Below are 25,176 nucleotides of genomic sequence, written 5' to 3' on the forward strand. Positions count from 1 at the left end.
GCTTCGGGAATGAAGATGCATGATGCATTGATTCTTGTGTCGCCTGCCCGCCACGACGTCCCGACGCGGTCGCCGCTGTCGGGTCCGGGCGGGTGGAAGGTCAGGTCGGAGCGGGTCCAGCGCTCCTGACACCGGGACAACCGACGCCGTCGGACGCCGGCCGAAAGGACGCGCCGACGCGATTTTCGGACCGGGAAGAACGGATTCACCATCGCGTGTCCCGGCCCGCACGGGGTCCAGTGCGGCGCCCGGCGGAACATCGGGATTCGGTACTGATTCGGGTCTTTCTCCGCCGGGGGCGCACCCCTCGTTCGGGGCCGGATCGTCGGCGCGCACCATCGTTCATGACTCCAGGGGATTGTGGTCTTGAGTACTTCTCGTAACTCGGCAGAAAACCTCCCTGTCTTCCCGGAAGGCCGGCGGGCGGAGACTTCCTTCCCGGCGTCCCCCACCGAGCAGGGGATTCTCTTCCAATCCCGCCACGGAGAAGGAGCCGGCCTTTACCACACGCAGGTCCTGCTCGACGTCGTTCAGGAAATCGACCCCGACCTCTTCCGCCGCTCCTGGGCGGCGGTGGCGGCCCGGCACGCGGCGCTGCGGACCTGCTTCCCCGACCCCACCGGCGAGCAGCCGTCGCGCACCGTGCTGGAGCGCGTGGAGGTGCCCCTGGTCCACGAGGACTGGCGCGGACTGGACGAGGAGCAGCGGGCCGAACGGCGCGGCGCCCTGCTGCGCGAGGATCACGAGCGGGGATTCGCCCTGGACCGGGCGCCGTTGTGGCGGCTGCACGTGGCCCGCCTCGAGCAGGCGCGCTACCAGGTCCTGTGGAGCCTGCACTACCTGCTGACGGACGGCCGCGGCCAGGAGACGGTACTGCGCGAGGTGGAGCGGACCTACGGGGCGCTGCTCGCGGGAACACCCCTCGACCTCCCGGCGCCCACCCCGTTCGAGGAGTACGCCGACTGGCGGAGGGCGCAGGACACCGGCCGGGCCGAGGCCTTCTGGCGCGAGGAGCTGCGGGGGGCCGCGGCGGCCGATCCGCTGCCCGTCGAGTCCCCGGCCCCGGTTCCGGCCCCGGCCTCTGCCTCTGCCGGAGACGGACCGGCCGGAGACGGACCGGCCGGCGAGCCGGACGGTGCGCCGGTGACGGTCCGGTACGAACAGGTGGCCTTCGTCCTGGACGAGCGCGAGACCACCGCCCTGCGTGCCGCGGGCCGTGACCACGGCCTCTCCCTCACCACCCTCGTCCAGGGCGCCTGGGCCTTCCTGCTGAGCCGCTACACCACCTCCGAGGACGTCGTCCTGGGCGTGACGACCCCCGGCCGCCCGGCCGAACTGCCCGGCGCGCAGGACCTGGTGGGGCTCCTCGTCAACACCCTCCCGCTGCGCGTCCACATGCCGCCCGGGGCGCACTGGGCGGAGTGGATGCGGGAGCTGCAGGAGACGTACGCCCGCGTCCGGGAGCACGAGTACCACCCCCTGGTGCGCATCCAGCAGTGCGGCGGCATCGGCTCGGGCGATTCGCTCTTCGAGACCGTCGTCCTGGTGGAGGACTGGGCGGACACCGGGGACGGGACGGGTGCCGAGGACGGGACGGACACCGAGGACGGCGCCGCCGCCGGACCCGGCCCCGCCCTGCGGATGAACCGGGTCCGTGAGGAGAGCCACGCCCCCTACCCGCTGAGCCTGGTCGCCACCCCCGGCCGGCGCCTCGCGCTCACCCTCCACTACGACACCCGGCGCCTCGCGGCGGCGACCGTCGAGCGGGCCGCGGGCCACCTGCGCCGCGTCCTCGCCGAATTCACCGCCCGGCCCCACGCCCGCACCGGCGAGCTGGCCCTGCTCACCCCCGCGGAGTTCGACCGGCTGGTCCACGAGTGGAACGACACCGACACGCCCTACTCGCGGGACCTGTGCATCCACGAGCTCTTCGAGCGGCAGGCTCGGCGCACGCCCGACGCCCCGGCCCTGCTCTTCCAGGACGAGCGATGGACGTACCGGGAGGTCGACGAGCGGGCCAACCAGATCGCCCACCTCCTCACCCGTCTCGGGGTGAGGCGCGGCGACCACGTCGCGATCCTCCTGGAACGCCGCGCGGAGATGGTCCCCGCCCTGCTGGGCATCCTCAAGGCCGGCGCCGTCTACGTCCCGCTGGACGTCAACGCCCCCGTCAAGCGCTGGCACTGGATCGTCAACGCGCTGAAGACCACCTGCGTCCTCACCCAGCACTCCCTCGTGCCCCGCCTGCTGTCCGAGGACGGCCTGCCGGACCTCGCGCACCTCCTGTGCCTCGACCCCGCCGACGACGCACCGGACCTCCCGGCCGACGGGGCCCCCGCCCTGCACCGCGCCGAGGCGCTCGCCGGCATGCCCCGCGACGGTCTTCCCCGCCGGGCCACCGCCGACGACCTGGCCTACGTCATCTTCACCTCCGGCTCCACGGGCACGCCGAAGGGCGTCACGGTGGCCCACGCCCCGGCGGTGAACCTGATCGAATGGGTCAACACCACCTTCGGCGTCGGCCCCGACGACCGGGTCCTGTTCGTGACGGCGCTCACCTTCGACCTCTCCGTCTACGACGTCTTCGGCATCCTCGCCGCCGGCGGGTCGATCCGGATCGCCACCGGTGAGGAGATCCAGGAACCGGCCGCCCTGCTGCGCCGCCTCGCCGACGAACCCATCACCTTCTGGGACTCGGCCCCCGCGGCCCTGATGCAACTGGTCCCCCTGCTCCCCACCGACGGCGACGGCGCCCACCGGATCGTCTCCCGCACCCTGCGCCTGATCTTCATGAGCGGGGACTGGATCCCGGTCCACTCGCCGGACCTGATGCGGACGGTGTTCCCCAACGTGCGGGTCGTCGGCCTCGGCGGCGCCACCGAGGCGACCGTCTGGTCGAACTTCTTCCCCGTCACGGACGTCGACCCCGAGTGGAAGAGCATCCCCTACGGCAAGCCCATCCAGAACGCCCGCTACCACGTCCTCGACGAGAGCCTGCGCCCCTGCCCGCTCGACGTGCCGGGCGACCTGTACATCGGCGGCCCCTGCCTCAGCTCCGGATACGCGAACGAACCCGGCCTGACGGCGTCCAAGTACCTCCCGTCGCCGTTCGCCGGCGCCCCCGGAGAACGCCTCTACAAGACGGGCGACATGGCGCGCTGGCGCCCGGACGGCAACCTGGAGTTCCTCGGACGCACCGACTCCCAGGTCAAGATCCGCGGCTACCGCATCGAACTGGGCGAGATCGACAGCACCCTGAACGAACACCCCGTGGTCCGGGACGCGGCCACGATCGTCCGCGAGGACCGGTCCGGCGACAGGTCGCTGGTGAGCTACGTCGTGCTGGACCCGAGCGGCGCCCGCTCCCTCGTGCGCGAACTGGAGAACGACGGCCACCGCGACGGCGACGACCCGCTCGCCGGCAAGCGGGTCGAACGCTGGCGCGAGGTCTACGACTCCTTCGACGCCGACGCGGCGAAGGAGTCCGCGGACGGCAACGACTTCTCCGGCTGGAACAGCAGCTTCACCGGGCTGCCCATCCCCCCGCAGGAGATGCGCGACTGGCAGGAGGACACGGTCCGGCTGATCCGCGCCCACCAGCCGCGCGCCGTGCTGGAGATCGGGTGCGGTACCGGCCTGCTGCTCTTCCCGCTCGCCGGGGAATGCCGGCGGTACTACGGCACGGACTTCTCCACCACCGCCCTCGCCTCCGTCCGCGGCCGCCTCGGCTCCCGCCCGGAACTCGAGGACGCGGTCGTCCTGCACCGGTGCGAGGCCGACGCCGTCGGCGACCTCCCCCTGGAACCGGTCGACACCGTCGTCGTCAACTCCGTCGTCCAGTACTTCCCCGACGTGGACTACCTGGTCCGCGTCCTGGACCAGGCCCTGTCACGGGTCGACGACGGCGGACGGATCATCGTCGGCGACGTACGGAGCCTCCCGCTGCTCGACGCCTTCCACGCGGCCGTCGAGACGGAGCGCGCCCCGGACACCACCACCCGGGCGGAGCTGTGGCAGCGGGTCCAGCAGCGCGTGCGGCAGGAGGAGGAGCTGACGCTCGACCCGGCCTTCTTCCACGCGTGGGCGGCCCGCACCGGCCGGATCCACCGCGTGGAGGTACGGCCCAAGGGCGCCCGCCACCTCAACGAGATGTCGATGTTCCGCTACCAGGTGGTCCTGCACGTCGGGGAGCCCGTCCCGGACGCCGCCACCGAGGCACCCGACTGCCCCGAGCACGACTGGACCGCCGACCGCCTCGGTACCGCGGCCCTGCGGGAACTGCTCGCCGCCGGCGCCGACCGGATGTGGCTGCGCAACGTGCCCAACGCACGCGTCGAAGAGGCCGTACGCACCCTGCGCTGGCTGAAGAGCGGGGCCGGCCTGGAAACCGTCGAGGCCTGGCGCGCCCAGGACCGGCCCGCCGACGGCGCCGACCCGGAGGAACTGCGCGAACTCGCCGAGCAGGCCGGCTACCTGGCCGCGCCCGACTGGAGCCGCCACGGCACCGACGGAGGCTACGACGTCCTGCTGACCCGCGTCGGCACGGAACCGGCCCCGGACGCCGCGCGGTTCGTGGTCCCGACGGCACCGGACAGCGGACCGGAGCACGAGGAAGACGACTGGTCGCGGTACGCCAACCAGCCCCTCAAGGCGGAGATCCAGTACCTCCTGGTACCGCGGCTGCATGCCCACCTCGCCGAGCGGCTGCCCGGCTACATGGTGCCCTCCGACCTGGTGCCGCTCGACGCCCTCCCCGTCACCTCCAGCGGCAAGCTGGACCGGCGCGCGCTGCTGCTCCCGCAGGCGTCCGGGACCGCAGGGCCGACCTCGGCGCTCCCGGCCCGCAACACCACCGAGGCGCTCCTCGTCTCGATGTGGGAGCAGATCCTCGACCGCTCACCCGTCGGCGTCCTCGACGACTTCTTCGAGCTGGGCGGGCACTCGCTGCTCGCCGTGCAGATCGCGGCCCGCGTCCGGCAGGTGTTCTCGCTGGAGGTGCCGGTCCGCCTCTTCTTCGACATCCCGACCATCGCCGGGGTGGCCCGCGAGATACGGCGGCGCCAGGAGGAGCGGCAGCCGCAGCCCGCCCGCCCCCTCGTCCCCGTCCCCCGGGACGGTGAACTGCCCGCCACCTTCGACCAGCAACGGCTGTGGTTCATCGACCGGATGAGCCCCGGAACCACCTCCTACACCGTCAACTGGCTCGTCCCCCTGCCCGCGTCCCTCGGCGTCCCGGTGATCGGCGAGGCGCTCGGACACATGCTGCGCCGGCACGAACCCCTGCGGACGACCTTCCGCGAACGGGACGGCCGGGTCTGGCAGGTCGTCGGCGACGGGTTCGCCGTCGAGGTGCCGACGCTGGACCTGTCCGGACTCCCCGAGGACCGGAGCGAACAGCGCACCCGGGACGAGATCCGCCGGTGGTGGGACCAGCCGTTCGACCTGGTCGAGGGGCCCCTGCTGCGGGCCCTGCTCGTCAAGTGGTCGCCGACGGAGCAGCTCCTGGCGCTCAGCGCCCACCACCTGGTCTTCGACGGCTACTCGATCGGCGTCTTCGGCCAGGAGTTCCTGGAGATCTGCCGGGCCCTCGACGCGGGCGAACCGAGCCCGCTGCCCGATCTCGCCGTCCAGTACGCCGACTACGCGGTGTGGCAGCAGGGCCTGCTGGAGGAGGACCGGCTCCGGCACCAGCTGGAGCACTGGCGCCGGCAGCTCACCGGAGCGCCCGAACTCCTCACCCTGCCCACGGACTTCCCCCGGCCCGAGGTGCAGAGCCTGCGCGGCGAATTCCTCAGGCGGCAGCTGACACCGGAGGCGACCCGCCGGATCGCGGAACTGAGCCGTGACTACCAGGTCACCAACTACATCACCACGCTCAGCGCCTACGCGGTCCTCCTGGCGCGGCACAGCGGCCAAGACGACCTGGTCATCGGCGTGCCGATCGCCAACCGCAACCGCGTCGAACTGGAATCCATGATCGGGTTCCTGGTCAACACGATCGCCCTCCGGGTGGACCTGCGCGGCAACCCGACCTTCGAGGACGTCCTGCTCCAGGTCCGCAAGAGCCTGTTCGACGCCCAGAGCCACCAGGAGGTCCCCTTCGAGCGGCTGGTCGACGCGATCCGGCCGACCCGCAGCCTGAGCCACAACCCGGTCTTCCAGGTGATGTTCGCCGACGAGAGCCTGCCCCTCCTGGACCACCCGTCGGCCCTCGTCCAGCCCAAGCCGTGGATGCACAGCCTGATCGCCGAGGGCATGAGCGTCGGCGTCTCCCGCTTCGACCTCACCCTCATGGTCCAGTCGGCACCGGAGGGCATGCACTACGGATTCGAGTACTCCACCGACCTGTTCACCGCCGAGACGGTCGCGCGCATGGCCGACCACTTCGAGGTGCTCGTCCACTCGGCGCTGGCCGACCCCGGACAGCGCGTCGGGGACCTGCCGCTCGTCGACGCCGCAGAACGCGACCGGATCGTCGAGCGGAGCCGCGGACCCCGCAACCCGGCGGCCCTCGCGCCGGTGTCCCTCCCGGAGCGGTTCCGCGAGCAGGCGCGGCGGACCCCCGAACGGCCGGCCGTCGTGGACGGCGAGCGCCGGGCCACCTACCGCGAGCTCGACCTGCGGTCGAACCGCCTCGCCGCGCTGCTGCGGGACCAGGGTGTCGGGCGCGGGAGCCTCGTCGGGCTGTGCCTGTCGCGCTCCGTCGAGAGCGTCGTCGCCCTGCTGGCGATCGTGAAGGCGGGCGGGGCGTACGTGCCGCTGGACCCCACGTATCCGCGCGAGCGCCTGGCCCACATGGCCGAGGACGCCGGGCTCCGGCTCGTCCTCACCGAGCGCTCGGCGGCCGGCGCGCTGCCGGAGACCGGTGCGCGGGTGCTGGTCGTGGAGGACCTGTGGCCCGAGCTGGACCGGTGGTCCGACGGTGGGCCCGCCCCGGACGTGACGGCGGACGACCTGGCCTACGTCATCTACACCTCCGGTTCCACGGGCCGGCCCAAGGGCGTGGCCGTGACCCACGCCGACGTGGTCGCCCTGGCGCTGGACAGCCGCTTCGCCCAGGGGCACGAGTGCGTCCTCATGCACTCCCCGCAGGCCTTCGACGCCTCCACCCACGAGGTCTGGACGCCGCTCCTGTCCGGCGGCCGGACCGTGGTCGCCCCGCAGACCGCGCTGACCGCCGAGGCGCTGCGCGAGCTGGTCACCCGGCACCGGGTCACGGCCGTGTTCCTCACGGCGGCGCTGTTCCACCTCTTCGCCGACCAGGACCCGGGCTGCTTCGCGGGCCTGACGGAGGTGTGGACCGGCGGGGAAGCGGTACGGACGGAAGCGGTGCGCCGGGTCCGCGAGGCGTGCCCCGCACTGGTGGTCGTGGACGTCTACGGGCCCACGGAGACCACGACCTTCGCCACCTGCCACCGCGTCGAACCGCAGGACCCCACGCCCGCCGTGCTGCCCATCGGCAGGCCGCTGGACAACACCCAGACCTACGTACTGGACGGTCTGCTCCAGCCGGTCCCGGTGGGTGTGGCGGGGGAGTTGTTTGTGGGTGGGGCGGGTTTGGCGCGTGGTTATCTGGGGCGGCCGGATTTGACGGCTGAGGCGTTTGTGGCGAATCCGTTCGGTGGGGCGGGGAGTCGTCTGTATCGGACGGGGGATCTGGCGCGTTTTCTGCCGGACGGGAATGTCGAGTTTTTGGGGCGGGTGGATGGTCAGGTGAAGATCCGGGGTTTCCGGATCGAGTTGGGTGAGGTGGAGGAGGTGGTGGCGCGGCATTCCGGGGTGCGGGGTGTTGCGGTGGTGGTTCAGGAGGAGGGTGCGGTCAAGCGGTTGGCGGCGTTTGTGGTGACGGATGGTGTGGTGGGGGGTGATGAGCTGCGGTTGTTTGCGGGGGAGCGGTTGCCGGCGTACATGGTGCCGGGTGTGTTCGTGGTGGTGGACGAGTTGCCTTTGGGTCCGAGTGGGAAGGTGGACCGGGGGGCGTTGTCGGGGTTGCTGGGTGAGGGTTTGGCGGCGGGTGAGGGTGGTTTTGTGGCGCCGCGGTCGGAGGTGGAGGAGAAGCTGGCGCTGGTGTGGGGTGAGGTGTTGGGGACGGGTGTGCCGGTGGGGGTGCACGACAATTTCTTTGCTCTGGGTGGGGATTCGATTCTGAGTCTCCAGGTGATTTTCCGGGCGAAGCAATTGGGTTTGTTTTTCACGGTGAAGCAGTTGTTCGAGTTCCAGTCGGTTGCTGCGTTGGCGCCGGTGGTGGAGTCGCGTGGTGGGGCTCGGGTGGTGGCCGAGCAGGGTGTGGTGACGGGCCGGGTGGAGTTGACGCCGGTGCAGCGGTGGTTCTTCGCTCAGGACTTCGCTGTTGCCGGGCATGTCAATCAGTCGGTGCTGGTGGAGGTGGACGCGGGGCTGTCGCCGGAGCAGTGGCGGACGGTGGTGCGCCGGGTGCTGGAGCAGCACGACGGACTGCGTACCCGCTTCTTCCAGGAGGACGGCACCTGGTGTGCCGAGCTGACCGGGATGCCCGAGGAGACGCCGCTGCGGGTCGAGGACCTGTCGGGGTGCCCGGAGGGTGAGCGCGAGGCGCGGTTGCTGGAGGTGGCCGGTGCCGTTCAGGCGGGCCTGGACCTGTCCCGGTCCCCGCTGCTGCACGCCGTCCTGTTCACCGGCCTGGAGGACGGAGGGCGGAAACTCCTCCTCGTCGCGCACCACCTCGTGGTCGACGTCGTCTCGTGGCGGGTGGTCCTGGAGGATCTGGAGACGCTGTGCGGGCAGGTCCGGCGGGGTGAGGAGCTGGTGCTGCCTCAGAAGACGAGTTCGTGGCGGCAGTGGGCGGCCCGGCTGGCCGAGGAGACCGGCAGCGAGACAACGCTGGCCGAACTGCCCTACTGGGAAGCACACTCCACGCCGTCGCGCGAACTGCCGCTGGACGGAACCGCCGACGGAAACACCGTCGGTGGCGGGCGGGTCGTCGAGGTGGTGCTGGGTGAGGCGGAGACGCGGGCGTTGTTGCGGGATGTGCCGGCGGTGTTCGGGACGCGGGTCAACGACGCGTTGCTGACGGGTGTGGCGTCGGCGGTGGGTGCCTGGTCCGGGGGCGGCCGGGTGCGGGTGGACGTGGAGGGGCACGGGCGGGAGGACCTGTTCGAGGACACGGATGTGTCGCGGACGACGGGCTGGTTCACCACGATCTCGCCGCTGGACCTGCCGGTGCCCGCCGCGGACCGTCCGGCGGACGGGCTGAAGGAGATCAAGGAACTCCTGCGTGCCCGGCCCCGGCACGGCATCGGCCACGGCCTCCTCGCGTACGGAGGTGCCGATTCCCCCCTCCACGGGACCGAACCCGCGCAGATCAGCTTCAACTACCTGGGCCAGTTCGACGGATCGTTCGCCGGAAGCTTCGCCGCGTCGTCCGGTACCGCGGGCCCGGACTGGGCGCCGGTGAACCGTCGGCCGTATCTGATCGACGTGGTGAGTCATGTCCGGGACGGCCGGCTGCACATGGAGTGGACCTACAGTCCGTCCGCGCACCGGGAGGAGACGATCCGGGAGGTGGCCGGGCGGACGCTGGGCGTGCTGTCCGCGCTGACCGTCGAGGCCCGGCGTCCGGACGTGCAGGGCTACACGCCCTCGGACCTGGAGCTTTCCGGTCTCGACCAGAAGCAGGTGGACGACCTGGTCGCGGGTCTGCGTGAGCATCCCGCGTGGCGGGGCGCCACCACCGTCCGCCCTCTGGAGGACTGCCTCCCGCAGACCCCCGTCCAGCAAGGGCTCTGGTTCCAGAGCCAGTTCGCGCACGGCGAGGGCGTCTACCACGTCCAGCTGATCCTGAGCATCGAACAGCACTTGGACGTGGGGGTGTTCCGGGAGAGCTGGGCGCAGGTGATGCGGCGGCATCCGATCCTGCGGACGGGCTTCGCGACGGCCGGGGACAACCGGGCGTTCCAGCTGGTCTGGGCGGATCTGCCGGTGCCTCTGGAGGTGGCCGACTGGCGGGACGGGAGCGCCGAGGAGCAGGGGGAGCGGCTGGAGGCGTATCTGGCCGGGGACCGTGCGCGGGGCTTCGGGCCCGAGGACGCCCCGCAGTGGCGGATGCTGCTGGCCCGTACCGGTGAGGAGAGGTACGAGCTGGTGTGGAGTGCCCACCACACGATCCTGGACGGCTGGAGCATCAGCCTCGTTCTCGGTGACGCGGTGCGGTGGTACGGGGCTCTGCTGGAGGGACGTGCTCCGGACAGGCCCGCGCCGCGGCCCTACCGGGACTACGTGGCCTGGCTCGGCGAGCAGGACCTCCGACAGGCCGAGGACTACTGGCGCCACACCCTCCAGGACGTCCAGCCGGCCGAACCGCTCAGCATCGAGCGGCACGCGGGCGGACGGTCCGAGCCGTCCGGGACCGGTGGGCAGGCCGAGTACGACTTCCTCTTCGGCACCGAGGACACCCGGCGTCTGCAACAACTCGCCCAGACCCACCAACTGACCCTCAACACGGTCCTCCAGGGCTGCTGGGCGCTTCTGGTCGGCCGCTACTCGGGCCGCGACGACGTCGTCTTCGGCACCGTCGCCTCGGGACGCCCGGCCGAGATCGAGGGCATCGAGCGGACCGTCGGCCTCTTCATCAACACACTGCCGCTACGGGTGCGGATGCCCGCGCAGAGCACCGTACTCGCCTGGCTGCGGGAGCTGCAGGAGCAGAACCTGCGCATGAGGCAGTACGAGTACAGCCCGCTCAACAAGGTGCAGCAGTGGAGCGGGCTCCCCACCGGCGCCCCCCTCTTCGAGACCCTGTTCGTCTTCGAGAACTACCCGGTGGACAAGGACGACGAGGCCGCCCTGCGCTACGACCTCACCCGGTCCGAGGAACGGATCAACTACCCGCTCGGCGTGGTGGCCACCGTGCCGGCCGGGGAGCAACGGCTAAGCGTCGTCGTCCAGTACGACACCGCACGGTTCGATCCCGAGACGATCGAGCGCATGCTCGGCCATCTGGGCAGCGTCTGCTCCCAGCTCACGCGCGAGCCCGGCATGCGACTGGGCGACGTCAGCGTCCTGACGGACGAAGAACGCCGCCACATCCTCCGACAGGGCAACGCGGTCCCCCTGCAACGGACGGACGAGACCGACCTCGACCTGTCCGCGCTGGCGGCGGGAACCGCCGGAACCGCCGAAGAACGCGAGCTTCTCGAACGACTCGTCGCAGAAGTTCAGGGCATGTCGCCGAGCGATCTCCAGGCCCAGATCCCGCACGCCGCCCCGGCTACCGAGACGAGTGACCACCATGAGTGAACTGCTTCCTCAGCTCGAGAACCTCAGCCCCGAGCAGCAGGCCGTACTGCGTCTGCGCCTGCGCCAGCTCAAGGAGCAGCAGGCGCAGAGGCCGGCCCCCCTGCACGAGCTGTTCTCCGCGCAGGCCCGCAGGAACCCCGACCGGGTCGCCGTCGCCGAGGGCGCCACGCAGATCGGCTACGCGGCCCTGGACCGATGGGCGAACCGTCTCGCCGCGCTGCTGCGCGACCGGGGCGTCGAACGGGGCAGCCTGGTGGGCCTGTGCGTCCCCCGCTCGATCGAGACCGTCGTCGGGCTGCTGGCGATCGTGAAGGCGGGCGCGGCGTACGTGCCGCTGGACCCCTCCTATCCGCGCGAGCGCCTGGCCCACATGGTCGAGGACTCCCGGCTGGGTGTCGTGCTGGCGGGACGGTCGACGCTGGGCGTGCTGCCGGAGACCGGCGCGCGGGTGCTGGTCGTGGAGGACCTGTGGGCCGAGCTGGACCGGTGGCCCGACGGTGAGCCCGCCCCGGACGTGACGGCGGACGACCTGGCCTACGTCATCTACACCTCCGGTTCCACGGGCCGGCCCAAGGGCGTGGCCGTGACCCACCGCGGCATCCGCCACATCGCGCGCTGGCAGAACGAGAACTACGGCCTGGACACCCCCACACGCGTCCTCCAGGGCACCCCCCTGAGCTTCGACATCTCCGTGTGGGAGATCTGCGCCGCGCTCCTCTCCGGCGGCACCCTGGTGCTGCCGCCGCCTGAGCTGCGGATGATCGGCACCGACCTCGCCGACTTCCTGGCCGAGCAGGCCGTCGAGAACATCAACCTCACCCCGGCGGCACTGGCCACGCTGCCCGCCGAGACCCTGCCCTTCCTGACCTGCGTCTCGGTCGGAGGCGAAGCCTGCCCGCGCGAACTGGTCCGCACCTGGGCCGACGGCCGGCTCTTCTTCAACGGCTACGGCCCCTCCGAGACCACCATCGCCGTCAGTGTCGCCCGCTACACCGCCGACCTCGAACGCGTCCACATAGGCCGTCCCATCGACGGGGCGCAGATGTACGTCCTCGACTCCCGCCTTCAGCTCCAGCCGGTGGGTGTGGCGGGGGAGTTGTTTGTGGGTGGGGCGGGTTTGGCGCGTGGTTATCTGGGGCGGCCGGATTTGACGGCTGAGGCGTTTGTGGCGAATCCGTTCGGTGGGGCGGGGAGTCGTCTGTATCGGACGGGGGATCTGGCGCGTTTTCTGCCGGACGGGAATGTCGAGTTCTTGGGGCGGGTGGATGGTCAGGTGAAGATCCGGGGTTTCCGGATCGAGTTGGGTGAGGTGGAGGAGGTGGTGGCGCGGCATTCCGGGGTGCGGGGTGTTGCGGTGGTGGTTCAGGAGGAGGGTGCGGTCAAGCGGTTGACGGCGTTTGTGGTGACGGATGGTGTGGTGGGGGGTGATGAGCTGCGGTTGTTTGCGGGGGAGCGGTTGCCGGCGTACATGGTGCCGGGTGTGTTCGTGGTGGTGGACGAGTTGCCTTTGGGTCCGAGTGGGAAGGTGGACCGGGGGGCGTTGTCGGGGTTGCTGGGTGAGGGTTTGGCGGCGGGTGAGGGTGGTTTTGTGGCGCCGCGGTCGGAGGTGGAGGAGAAGCTGGCTCTGGTGTGGGGTGAGGTGTTGGGGACGGGTGTGCCGGTGGGGGTGCACGACAATTTCTTTGCTCTGGGTGGGGATTCGATTCTGAGTCTTCAGGTGATTTTCCGGGCGAAGCAGTTGGGTTTGTTTTTCACGGTGAAGCAGTTGTTCGAGTTCCAGTCGGTTGCTGCGTTGGCGCCGGTGGTGGAGTCGCGTGGTGGGGCTCGGGTGGTGGCCGAGCAGGGTGTGGTGACGGGCCGGGTGGAGTTGACGCCGGTGCAGCGGTGGTTCTTCGCTCAGGACTTCGCTGTTGCCGGGCATGTCAATCAGTCGGTGCTGGTGGAGGTGGAGGCGGGGCTGTCGCCGGAGCAGTGGCGGACGGTGGTGCGCCGGGTGCTGGAGCAGCACGACGGACTGCGTACCCGCTTCTTCCAGGAGGACGGCACCTGGCAGGCGGAACTGACCCCCGTACCGGACGAGGTCCCGTGGCACACCGAGGACCTGTCCGCGTACCCCGAGGAGGCGCGCGAGGCGCGGTTGCTGGAGGTGGCCGGTGCCGTCCAGGCGGGCCTGGACCTGTCCCGGTCCCCGCTGCTGCGCGCCGTCCTGTTCACCGGCCTGGAGGACGGCCGCGCCCCCCGCCTGCTGCTCGTCGCGCACCACCTCGTGGTCGACGCGGTGTCCTGGCGGGTGATCCTGGAGGATCTGGAAACCCTGTGCGGGCAGGTCCGGCGGGGTGAGGACCCGGCACTCCCGGAGAAGACGAGTTCGTGGCGCCAGTGGGCGGCCCGGCTGGCCGAGGAGGCCGGCAGCGGGACGACCGCGGCCGAACTGCCCTACTGGCAGACGCAGACGGCCCAGCCCGTACACCCCGTGCCCATGGACGGTCCGGGCGAGGACGACACCGTCGGTGGCGGGCGGGTCGTCGAGGTGGTGCTGGGTGAGGCGGAGACGCGGGCGCTGCTGCGGGATGTGCCGGCGGTGTTCGGGACGCGGGTCAACGACGCGTTGCTGACGGGTGTGGCCTCGGCGGTGGGCGCCTGGTCCGGGGGCGGCCGGGTGCGGGTGGACGTGGAGGGGCACGGGCGGGAGGACCTGTTCGAGGACACGGATGTGTCGCGGACGACGGGCTGGTTCACCACGATCTCCCCGCTGGACCTGCCGGTGCCCGCCGCGGACCGTCCGGCGGACGGGCTCAAGGAGATCAAGGAACTCCTGCGTGCCCGGCCCCGGCACGGCATCGGCCACGGCCTCCTCACCCACGGGCCCTCCGGCGCCGCCCCGGGCATCGACCCGGCCACCGCCGCGCAGATCAGCTTCAACTACCTGGGCCGGTTCGACGGCACCTTCGCCGGCGGATTCGCGGACTCCCTGGGCATGGCCGGCTACGACACCTCCCCGGTGAACCGTCGGCCGTATCTGATCGACGTGGTGAGTCATGTCCGGGACGGCCGGCTGCACATGGAGTGGACCTACAGTCCGTCCGCGCACCGGGAGGAGACGATCCGGGAGGTGGCCGGGCGGACGCTGGGCGTGCTCTCGGCGCTGACCGTCGAGGCCCGGCGTCCGGACGTGCAGGGCTACACGCCCTCGGACCTGGAGCTTTCCGGTCTCGACCAGAAGCAGGTGGACGACCTGGTCGCGGGTCTGCGCGAGCATCCCGCGTGGCGGGGCGCCACCACCGTCCGCCCCCTGGAGGACTGCCTGCCGCAGACCCCCGTCCAGCAGGGGATGTGGTTCCAGAGCCAGTACGCCCGGGGCGAGGGCTTCTACCACGTCCAGAACCACTTCCGCATCGAACAGCACTTGGACGTGGGGGTGTTCCGGGAGAGCTGGGCGCAGGTGATGCGGCGGCATCCGATCCTGCGGACGGGCTTCGGGACGGCCGGGGACAACCGGGCGTTCCAGCTGGTCTGGGCGGATCTGCCGGTTCCGCTGGAGGTGGCGGACTGGCGTGAGGAGAGCGTCGAGGAGCAGGGGGAGCGGCTGGAGGCGTATCTGGCCGGGGACCGTGTGCGGGGCTTCGGGCCGGAGGACGCCCCGCAGTGGCGGATGCTGCTGGCCCGTACCGGTGAGGAGACGTACGAGCTGGTGTGGAGTGCCCACCACACGATCCTGGACGGCTGGAGCATCAGTCTCGTCCTCGGTGACGCGGTGCGGTGGTACGGGGCGCTGCTGGAGGGGCGTGGTGCGGACAGGCCCGCGCCGCGGCCCTACCGGGACTACGTGGCCTGGCTCGGCGAGCAGGACCTCCGACAGGCCGAGGACTACTGGCGCCACACCCTCCAGGACGTCGAGGACGCCACCCTGCTCAACCTGGGCACCCCGTCCGACGGCGGCACCGCGGCACCGGACGAGCCGGCTCCCTACCGCTGGGCGGAGGACTTCCTCGACGAGGCGGAGACCGCCGAACTGCAGGACTTCGCCCTGCGCAACCGGCTCACCCTCAACACGGTCCTCCAGGGCTGCTGGGCACTGCTGCTGGGGCGCTACGCCCGGAGCGAGGACGTCGTCTTCGGCACCGTCGCCTCGGGACGCCCGGCGGACATCGAGGGCGTCGATGGCATGGTCGGCCTCTTCATCAACACACTCCCGCTGCGGGTGCGGATGCCGGCGGAGCGGAACGTGCTCGCCTGGCTCCGGGAACTGCAGGAGCAGAGCCTGGAGATGCGGCAGTACGAGTACAGCCCGCTGAGCGAGGTCCAGCGCTGGAGCGGCATGCCCACCGGCACGCCCCTCTTCGAGACCCTGTTCGTCTTCGAGAACTACCCCGAGGAGGACACCGACGCAGGGGCCGCCCTGCGACTGGAGGCGCTCGGCTCGAAGGAGCAGACCCACTACCCGCTCAACGCCGTGATCACGGTGGGCGAGCGCCTCGGCATCAACCTCCTCCACGACCCGCGCCGGTTCGACGGCCGCGCGGTGGAGGCGATGATCGGGCACCTCAAGCAGCTCTGCCGCGAGCTGGTGACCGGGGCCGGCCAGAGCCTCGGCCAGGTGAACCTGCTCACCGACACCGAGCTGGCCCGGGCGGTGAACGAGTGGAGCAGCGAGTCCACCGCGCCCGTCGAGGACGTCCTGCTGCACGACCTGGTCGCCGAACAGGCGGGCCGTACCCCCGACTCGGTGGCCGTGGTCCACGAGGACGGGCACCTCACCTACGCCGAACTCGACGCCCGCGCCAACCAGCTCGCACACTGGCTGCGTGACCGCGGTGTCGGCCCCGACGTACTCGTCGGGCTGTGCCTGGACCGCTCCCTGGAGGGCATCGTCGGTCTGCTCGGCATCCTGAAGGCGGGCGGCGCCTACGTGCCCATCGACCCCCGCTACCCGCTCGACCGCATGCGGTACGTCGTGGAGGACTCGCGGCTGCGCCTGATGCTCACCCAGAGCCACCTGCTGCCGAGGCTGCCCGAGCCGCCCGACGGCGCCCCGGCGCCGCTGTGCCTGGACACCGACTGGGCCGCCGTGGCCGCCGGACCGAGGACCGCGCCGCCGGCGCAGGTGAGCCCGCGGAACCTGGCCTACATCATCTACACCTCGGGATCGACCGGCCGTCCCAAGGGCGTCATGGTCGCGCACCGCAACCTCCAGCACGTGCTGCCGTGGATCCGCCGCCATCCGTGTTTCGACCGGCGGCAGAACGTCCTCCAGGTCGCCTCCACCAGCTTCGACTTCTCCGTCTGGGAGATCGTCCTGCCGCTCGTGACCGGCGGCACGCTGCACATACCGGCACCCGGGACCCGTATGATCGGCGCCGACCTGCAGAAGATCCTCTCCGAGCGGGCCATCGAGAGCCTGAACTTCACACCGGGCGCCCTCGCCACGCTGCCGACCGACGACCCGCTGCCCCGGCTGCGCACCCTGGTCGTCGGCGGGGAGGCGTACTCGGCGGACCTCATCCGGACCTGGGCACCGGGCCGCACCTTCTTCAACGTCTACGGGCCGACCGAGACCACGATCTTCGCCACCGGCACGCGCACCGACGAGAACCTGGACCTCATCCACATCGGCCGGCCGATCACCAACGCCCGGTTCTACGTCCTCGACCCGTACCTGCGTCCCGTACCGCCCGGCGTGCCCGGCGAGCTCTGGATCGGCGGTGCGGGCGTGACCCGCGGCTACCTGAACCGCCCCGACCTGACCGCCGAGTACTTCGTCGCCGACCCGTTCGGCGGCGAGCCGGGCGGACGCCTCTACCGCAGCGGCGACCTGGTCCGCTACCTCCCCGACGGGAACATCGAGTTCATCGAGCGCATCGACGGCCAGGTGAAGATCCGCGGCTTCCGGATCGAACTGGGCGAGATCGAGGCCGTACTCGAACAGCACCCGCTGGTGGCGAACTGCGCGGTGCTCGCCCAGCCGGACGGTACCGGCAAACGGCTCGTCGGCTACGTGGTGCCCGCGCCCGGGAGCGCCGGGGACCCCGCGGACGCCCAGGGCCTCGAAGAGACGCTGCGGGCCCACCTGAAGGAGCAACTGCCCTCGTACATGGTGCCCTCGGCCTTCGTCACCCTCGGCGAACTGCCGCTGACGGGCAACGGCAAGCTCAACCGCCGGGCCCTGCCGCTGCCCGACGAGAGCACGGCGCCCGCCCCTGACGCGGCCTCGCTGCCCCGGACCGCGACGGAGGCGAGGCTGGCGGACATCTGGTCCGACGTGCTGGGCCACGACGCCGTCGGCGTGCACGACGACTTCTTCACCCTGGGCGGGCACTCGCTGCTCGCGGTGAAGGTGACCGCCCGCGTCCAGCAGACGTTCGGCGTCGACCTGCCGGTGCGGGTGCTGTTCGAACAGCCCGCCCTCGCCCAGGTCGCCGCCGAAGTGGACCGCCTGCTCCGCGAACGGCAGCCGTACCCCGCGCTCGACCTGGTCCCCGTGCCCCGCGACGAGCCCGTCCCGGCCACCTTCGACCAGCAGCGCCTGTGGTACATGGACCGGCTGGTCCCGGACAGCCCGCTCTACACGGTGGGCTGGCTGCTGCACCGGGACGGGCCGACGGACCCCGCACGGCTGAAGCGGGCCCTGGCGGCGCTGATCACGCGCCACGAGGTGCTGCGGACCACGTTCCGGGAGAGCGGAGGACGGGTCTGGCAGGAGATCGCCCCGACCGGGACCGTCGTCCTGGACGAGGCCGACCTGTCGGCCGAACCGCCCGAGCGGCGGGCGGAGGCGGTGCGCGCCGTCACCCGCGAGCTGTGGCTGGAGACCTTCGACCTCGCCCGCGGGCCGCTCTTCCGCACCCTGCTGATCCACCTGCCCGGCGACGAGTCCCTGCTGGCCTTCAGCGCCCACCACGCGGTCTTCGACGGCTACTCGGTGGGCCTCCTCAACGACGAGCTGCTGCGGCTCCACGACCTCGTCGGCGACCCCGGCGCCACCCCGCCCGAGCCGCCGGCCCTCCAGTTCGCCGACTACGCGGTGTGGCAGCGGCAGTGGCTGGAGGAGGAACGCCTGCGGCCGCACCTGGAGTACTGGAAGGAGCAACTGGCCGACGCGCCCGCGCTCATCTCGCTGCCGACCGACCACCCCCGCCCGGCGGTGCAGCGCTACCGCGGTGCCAACCTCACCGCCGCCCTCCCCGCGGACCTCGGCGAGCGGCTGAGCACGGTGAGCGTCGAGCACCGGACGACGGACTTCGTCACCCTGCTGAGCGCCTTCGCCGTCCTGCTCTCCCGCTACAGCGGGCAGGACAAGGTGGTCATCGGCATCCCCGTCGCGGGCCGCGGCCGGGTCGAGACCGAGCCCTTGATCGGGTTCCTCGTCAACACCGTCGCGCTCTCGGTGGACCTGGCGGGCGACCCCGACTTCGCGGACGTCCTCGACCAGGTGCGCTGGAAGCTCCTGGAGGCGCAGAGCCGGCAGGAGGTCCCCTTCGACCGCATCGTCGAGGAGCTCAAGCCCGAACGCAGCCTCAGCTACAGCCCGGTCTTCCAGGTGATGTTCACCGGGCTGGACAAGCTCTTCGAGGACCTGCCCGACTCCCGGCAGCCCGCCTGGATACACGACGTGACCGACGACGGCGTGGGCGTCGCCAAGTTCGACCTCGGCATGAGCATCCAGCGGCGCGACGGGCGGCTGAGCTGCACCTTCGAGTACAGCACCGACCTCTTCGAGCGGGACACCGTCGCCGGCATGCAGGAACACCTGCGCACGCTGCTCGCCGCCGCCCTGGCCGCACCGCGCACGCCCGTCGCACGGCTGCCGCTGCTGACGGACGGGACACGCGAGCACATCCTGCGGGAGCGCAACGCCACCGACGACCCGGCCGCGCTGCGGCCCGCCACCCTCCAGGGCCTCTTCGCCGAGCAGGTCCGCCGCACGCCCGACCGCGTGGCCCTGTCCCACGAGGACGGGCACCTGACCTACGCCGCGCTCGACCGGCGGGCCGACCGGCTGGCCCGGACCCTGCGCGACCTGGGGGTGGGGCCGGAGACCCGCGTAGGGGTCTGCATGCGGCGCTCCTTCGACCTGGTGACCTCACTGCTCGCCGTCCTCAAGGCCGGCGGGGCCTACGTCCCGCTGGACCCGGACCACCCCGGGGAACGGCTCGCCTACATGGCCGAGGACGCCGGCGTGCGGCTCGTCCTGACCCAGCCGGACACCCGGGACGCGGCCGGTTTCCTGAGCGCCGGACACGCCGGACACGCCGGACACGACGAACGCGACGGACACGCCGGACGCAATGGACACGACGGGGCCGACGGGGCCGACGGCGGCACGGCCGGTTTCCGCCTGCTCGAACTCGGCAAGGACGAGACCTCGTGGCCCGACGCCGGCACGGAGCCGCTGGACGTCACCGCGCACCCCGACGGTCTGGCCTACGTCATCTACACCTCCGGATCCACCGGCCGACCCAAGGGCGCGATGCTGTCCCACCGGGGCATCTGCAACCGCCTGCTGTGGATGCAGGACGCCTACGGCCTCGAGGCGGACGACCGGGTCCTGCAGAAGACCCCGTACGGCTTCGACGTGTCGGTCTGGGAGTTCTTCTGGCCGCTGATCACCGGGGCGCGGCTGCACCTCGCCCGCCCCGAGGGCCACCGGGACCCGGCCTACCTGGCCGACCTGATCGAACGGGAGGGCATCGGCGTCCTGCACTTCGTGCCCTCGATGCTGCAGGCCTTCCTCCAGCAGCCGACCGTCCCCGACCGGTGCCGGGGCGTCCGGCACGTGATGTGCAGCGGCGAGGCGCTGCCGCCCGAGGTGCGCGACGAGTTCCGGCGGACCCTGCCGGACACCCGGCTGCACAACCTCTACGGGCCCACCGAGGCGTCGGTCGACGTCAGCTTCTGGGAGTGCGACGACACGCCGGACCCGGCCACCGTCCCCATCGGCCACCCCGTCGCCAACACCCGCCTGTACATCCTCGACTCCGCGATGGAACCGGTGCCCGACGGCGTCGTCGGCGAACTGTTCATCGGAGGCGTCCAGTTGGCCCGCGGCTACCTGGGCCGCCCGGACCTCACCGCGGAACGCTTCGTCGCCGACCCGTTCGGCGAAGGGCGCCTCTACGCCACCGGTGACCTGGCCCGCTACCGGCCCGACGGCGCCATCGAGTACGTGGGCCGCAAGGACCACCAGATCAAGATCCGCGGCTACCGCATCGAGATCGGGGAGATCGAGGCGGTCCTGGCCGAACACCCGGCCGTCCGCTCCTGCCTGGTGGTCGTCCACGAGGTCACCGCCGCGGACAAGCGGCTGACGGCCTTCGTCACCTGGCGGCCCGACCTCGGAGCCGCGGACCGGCCCGGCCCCGAGGAACTGCGGGCGGCCCTGCTCGAACGGCTCCCCGAGTACATGGTGCCCGGCTACTTCGTGGCCCTGGACGAGTTCCCCCTCACCGCCAACGGCAAGGTGGACCGCAAGGCCCTGCCCGCGCTCTCCGACGTCGTCCGGCAGACCCGGGCCGACGACACCTACGTCGCGCCGACGACCGGGACGGAGCGGGTCCTGGCGGAACTGTGGGGCAGGCTCCTCGACCTCGAACGGGTCGGCGTCCGGGACGACTTCTTCGCCCTCGGCGGCCACTCCCTCCTCGTCGCCTCCATGGCCACCGAGGTGCAGGACCGGTGGGGCATCACGCTCATGCTCACCTCGGTCTTCCAGAACCGGACGGTGGAGGCGCTCGCCCGGGTCATCGACCAGAGCGTCGACGAGGGCGACGACGCGGAGGCGGACGCCGCGGAACTGTTCGACCTGCTCTGAGAATCGCCGGCGCGCACCGTGCACGGCGGCGCGCGCCCGCCAGGCCCAAGGAGACGAAGACCATGTCCGCAGCCCAGCCGGCGGTCCCGGACCGGGAGACGCCCGGGGACGAGGCGCCGTTCGCGGCCGAGACGTCCATGACCAGCCCCCGGATCGCCGCCCTCGCGTCGGCCGTCGAGGCGGGGAACCAGGAGGCCGTCGAGGAGTTCTGGAAGGAGGCCGCCGAGACCGGCTCCCCCCTGATGGAGCCGACCGACGACGCGTCCCTGACCCTGGTCACCTTCCTGTGGCGGGACCCGGGCGACACCGAGAACGTCATCGTGCTCTTCTGCAGCGCGCCCAGCGGCGACCTCAGGGAGTTCCGCATGCAGCGGATGCCGGGCACCGACCTCTGGTACCGGTCCTACCTCATGCCCTCCCGGCTGCGGACCACGTACCTGCTCTCGGTCAACGACCCGATGGAGCCCTTCGAGTCGTACGCGGAGGTGCTGCGCCGCCTGCCCGAGTACGAGCCCGACCCCCTCAACCCCCGCGAATACACGCTCACGGGCGACCGCGACCGGTTCCGGGTGTCGGTGCTGGAACTGCCCGCAGCGCCCAAGCAGCCGTGGAACATCCCGCGACGCGGCGTGCCGAAGGGGCACAGCAGGATGCAGACCATGGACAGCGCCGTCCTCGGCACCCGCCACCACGTCAGCGTCCACACCCCGCCCGGCTACACCGACGACGGCGACGAGTACCACGTCTTCCTGCTCTTCGACGGATGGTCCTACTACAACTTCGCGGCCATCACGACCGTCATGGACAACCTCCTCTACGCCGGCCGCATCCCCCCGTACGTCCTGGTGATGCACACCAACGAGGACCAGGAGATCCGCGCCCGCGAACTGACCTGCCACGACCCGTTCAACGCGTACCTGAACCAGGAGCTGATGCCCTGGGTGCACGCCAACTACCACATCACCTCGGACCCCGCGAAGACCGTGGTCGGCGGCTCCTGCTTCGGCGCGCTGGCCGCGATGTACGCCGCCCACCGCGCTCCCGAGCGCTTCGGCTGCGTCATCTCCCAGTCGGGGTCGTACTGGTGGCCCGGAAAGGACGTACCGGAGAAGGAGGAGGAATGGCTGACCCGGCGGTTCGAGGAGTCGCCGAAACTCCCGATCCGATTCTCCATGGACATCGGAAGCCTTGAGCGCTCGATCGTCGACCACGACCCGATGACGAGCCACCGGAACATGGTGGCCGCCCTCGAAAAGAAGGGGTACGAGGTCGACTTCAGCGAATTCCTGGGAGGCCACGACATGGTCTGCTGGCGCGGCACCGTCGTCGACCGGCTGCGCTCCTTCCACCCCGGCCGGTAAGGCGCATTCCGCACACCGGCCGGAAAGCACCGAGAACGCACGCGAAAGGTGAACCAGATGACTGCAGCCACGATCACCGTGCTGCCGGGCGACGGTGTCGGCCCCGAGGTGACGGACCAGGCACTGGCGGTGCTGCGCGCCGTCGAGGAGACCTACGGGCACCGCTTCACGGTCCACAGGCGACGCGTCGGCCTGGACGCCATCGCCGCCGAGGGCACCGCGATCTCCGACAGCACCTTCGAGGTCTGCGGCCAGAGCGACGCGATCCTCTTCGGCGCCATCGGCAGCCTGCCGCCCGGCACGGACCGCGGTGCCGGGCCCCGGCCCGAGGAGGCCCTGTTCCGCCTGCGCAAGGAGTTCGGCTTCTTCGCCAACCTGCGCCCCGTACGGCCCTTGGAGGCCCTGTACGGCGCGTCCTCGCTCAAGCCCGAGCACCTCAAGGGCGCCGACCTGCTCTTCGTGCGGGAACTGTCGGCCGGGCTCTACTACGGACGCCTGGAGTCCGTGCCCGGCAAGCCGAGCGAGATCCGCCGGGCACCGCACGGCACCGAAGCCGTGGACACCCTCCTGTACACCGAGGAGGAGATAGAACGCGTCGTGCGCGCCGCGTTCGAGATCGCGCTGCGGCGGGAGCGGAAGGTCACCTCGGTCGACAAGGCCAACGTGCTCAGCTCCTCCGTCCTGTGGCGCGAGGTGGTGGAGCGGGTGGCGGCCGAGCACCCCACCGTCGCGTACGAGCACATGCTGGTCGACGCCTGCGCCATGCGCCTGATCAGAACACCGTCGGAGTTCGACGTCGTCGTCACCGAGAACCTGTTCGGCGACATCCTCACCGACGAGGCGTCGATGCTGACGGGGTCCATCGGCATGCTGCCGTCCGCGAGCCTCGGGACCCGGCGCACGGCCGCAGGCACCTTCGGGCTGTACGAGCCGATCCACGGCTCCGCCCCCGACATCGCCGGCCGGGACCGCGCCAACCCGGTGGGCGCCATCCTCTCCGGCGCGATGCTGCTCCGGCACTCCCTGGGCCTCGCCCGGGAGGCCGCCGCCGTCGAGGAGGCCGTCGAGGCGGTGATCGGCGAGGGCCTGCGGACCCCCGACCTCGTGGAGCCCGGCAGCACGGTCGTCGGTACCCGGGAGATGGGGCGCCGCATCACGGACCGGGTGCGCTCGGCCTCCGCCTGACCCCCACCGCCCCCGGCGGACATCTCGCGGCCCCGCCGTACGCGTGCGGCACACGACGAACAGACGACTGGAGTCCCCCACGCATGACCACGTCACAGAGCGCCCCCCGGGCCGTCCCGACCGGCCTCGGCGCACAACGCCCGGCCGTCCGGGAAGCCCGTCGCGACCTGGTCCGGCGCCACCGGTCCGTCCCGGCCGACGGGGCCGAACCCCCCATCCGCGTCATGGCCCGGCTGATCACGGACCTCGAACGGGAGTGCGTGGACCGGGGATTCGACCCGGCCGCCGTCCGGCTGGAGATCGTCAACCGGACCATCGGCGACGTCAACGTGCGGCTGATCGACGAATGCGACGGGGAGGAGGGCGGCCCCCGGGACTACCGCCTGCTCGCCGACGAACTCGGGATCGCCCTGCCCGGCGAGGACCTGCACGGCCGGCCCGCCTCCGGGAAGGGCTACCAGTGGCTCCGGGACCGGATGGCGGACGAGGAGCGCGACCTCCTCGACGCCGGGTACGACCCGCGGATCTACGACATCCAAGGGGTCGGCAACCCGCTGCTGCGCGGCCGGCTCGCCGCCGACATGGCGCGGTGGGGCGTGAGCGCCACCGCCGAGCAGGTGGCGCTCGGCCTGGGGGCGGGAGACTGCATCGACAAGATCTTCCGCGGGCTGGCCGCCTCGGCCCGGCGCCGGAACGAGTCACCCGGGGCACTCCTCTTCGCGGCACCCGGCTTCAACATGCCGGAACTGCAGGCCGAGACCTACGGATACCGGCTGCACCGCGTGCACACCACGGCCGAGGAGAGGTTCAAACTCACCGACGAGCGACTCACCCGGCACCTGCGGGAGAACCCGGACGTCACGGTCTTCTACCTGACCGTGACGAACAACCCGACCTCCCTCGCGTACACGCCCGGCGAACTGACCGCCCTCATGGAGGCCGTACGGCGTTCCGCCGACCGGGGCCACCCCGTCCACGTCCTGGCCGACCTCGCCTACATCGGCACCGGACGCCCCGCCGAGGACGAGGCACGTATGCGGGCGCTGTCCTCGGTGCCCGGAGCCGCCGACCGCCTGATCTACGTGAACAGCTTCTCCAAGACGTTCAGTCTGACCGGAGACCGGTTCGGCTGGGCCGTGTTCGCAGACGCGGACCTGTCCGCCGCCATGCGACCGAGCTGGATGAACAGCGTGAGCTGCCTGCCCGGGGAATGGCAGCTGCGCTTCATGGCGTACCACACCCTGTTCGCCCGGCGCCCCGAGCTGGTGGAGAAGATCCGCGGTCTCTACCGGCTGCGCCGTGCCCGTCTGCGCGCGCAACTGCGCCTGCTGGACGAGGAACACCACCTTTTCGAGAACATTCACACGGACGACGACGCGACCATTTACCTCTGGTGCCGCCTCAAGGCCGGTGAGGACTGCTTCTCGGTTCTGGAGAAGACCGGGATCGCCGGTATTCCGGGATCCACCTTCGGCTATTCCGACGACTACATCCGCTTCTCGGTCGGCATTCACCCGGTCGTCATGGACTGACCCCGCGCACCGCCTT

General features: G+C 71.3%; 5 protein-coding genes. All 5 read left to right on the forward strand.

Features of this window, described 5'->3' with window-relative positions; genetic code table 11:
- The first annotated feature begins 366 nt into the window (after positions 1-366).
- Entirely contained in the window at positions 367-11,274 is a 10,908-nt protein-coding gene (locus Sco07f_RS11360; protein ID WP_159106947.1) for a non-ribosomal peptide synthetase, read from the forward strand.
- Entirely contained in the window at positions 11,267-21,082 is a 9,816-nt protein-coding gene (locus tag Sco07f_RS11365; RefSeq protein WP_108987755.1) for a non-ribosomal peptide synthetase, read from the forward strand. Before Sco07f_RS11360 ends, Sco07f_RS11365 begins: the two co-directional genes overlap by 8 nt.
- A gap of 62 nt (positions 21,083-21,144) precedes the next feature.
- Positions 21,145-22,443: an enterochelin esterase gene (fes, locus tag Sco07f_RS11370; protein ID WP_108987756.1), complete on the forward strand. Its 1,299-nt coding sequence runs from the start codon at positions 21,145-21,147 to the stop codon at positions 22,441-22,443.
- Positions 22,444-22,500: 57 nt separating this feature from the next.
- Positions 22,501-23,628 carry a 3-isopropylmalate dehydrogenase gene (gene leuB / locus Sco07f_RS11375; protein ID WP_108987757.1) on the forward strand — a complete coding sequence of 376 codons (1,128 nt, stop codon included), beginning with the start codon at positions 22,501-22,503 and terminating at the stop codon, positions 23,626-23,628.
- 83 nt (positions 23,629-23,711) lie between these two features.
- A complete protein-coding gene (locus Sco07f_RS11380) occupies positions 23,712-25,160 on the forward strand; it encodes a pyridoxal phosphate-dependent aminotransferase (protein ID WP_054101443.1) in 1,449 nt (482 codons plus the stop codon).
- The last annotated feature ends 16 nt before the right edge of the window (positions 25,161-25,176 follow it).

The organism is Streptomyces coelicoflavus, assembly GCF_003112555.1.
Taxonomy (GTDB): domain Bacteria; phylum Actinomycetota; class Actinomycetes; order Streptomycetales; family Streptomycetaceae; genus Streptomyces; species Streptomyces coelicoflavus.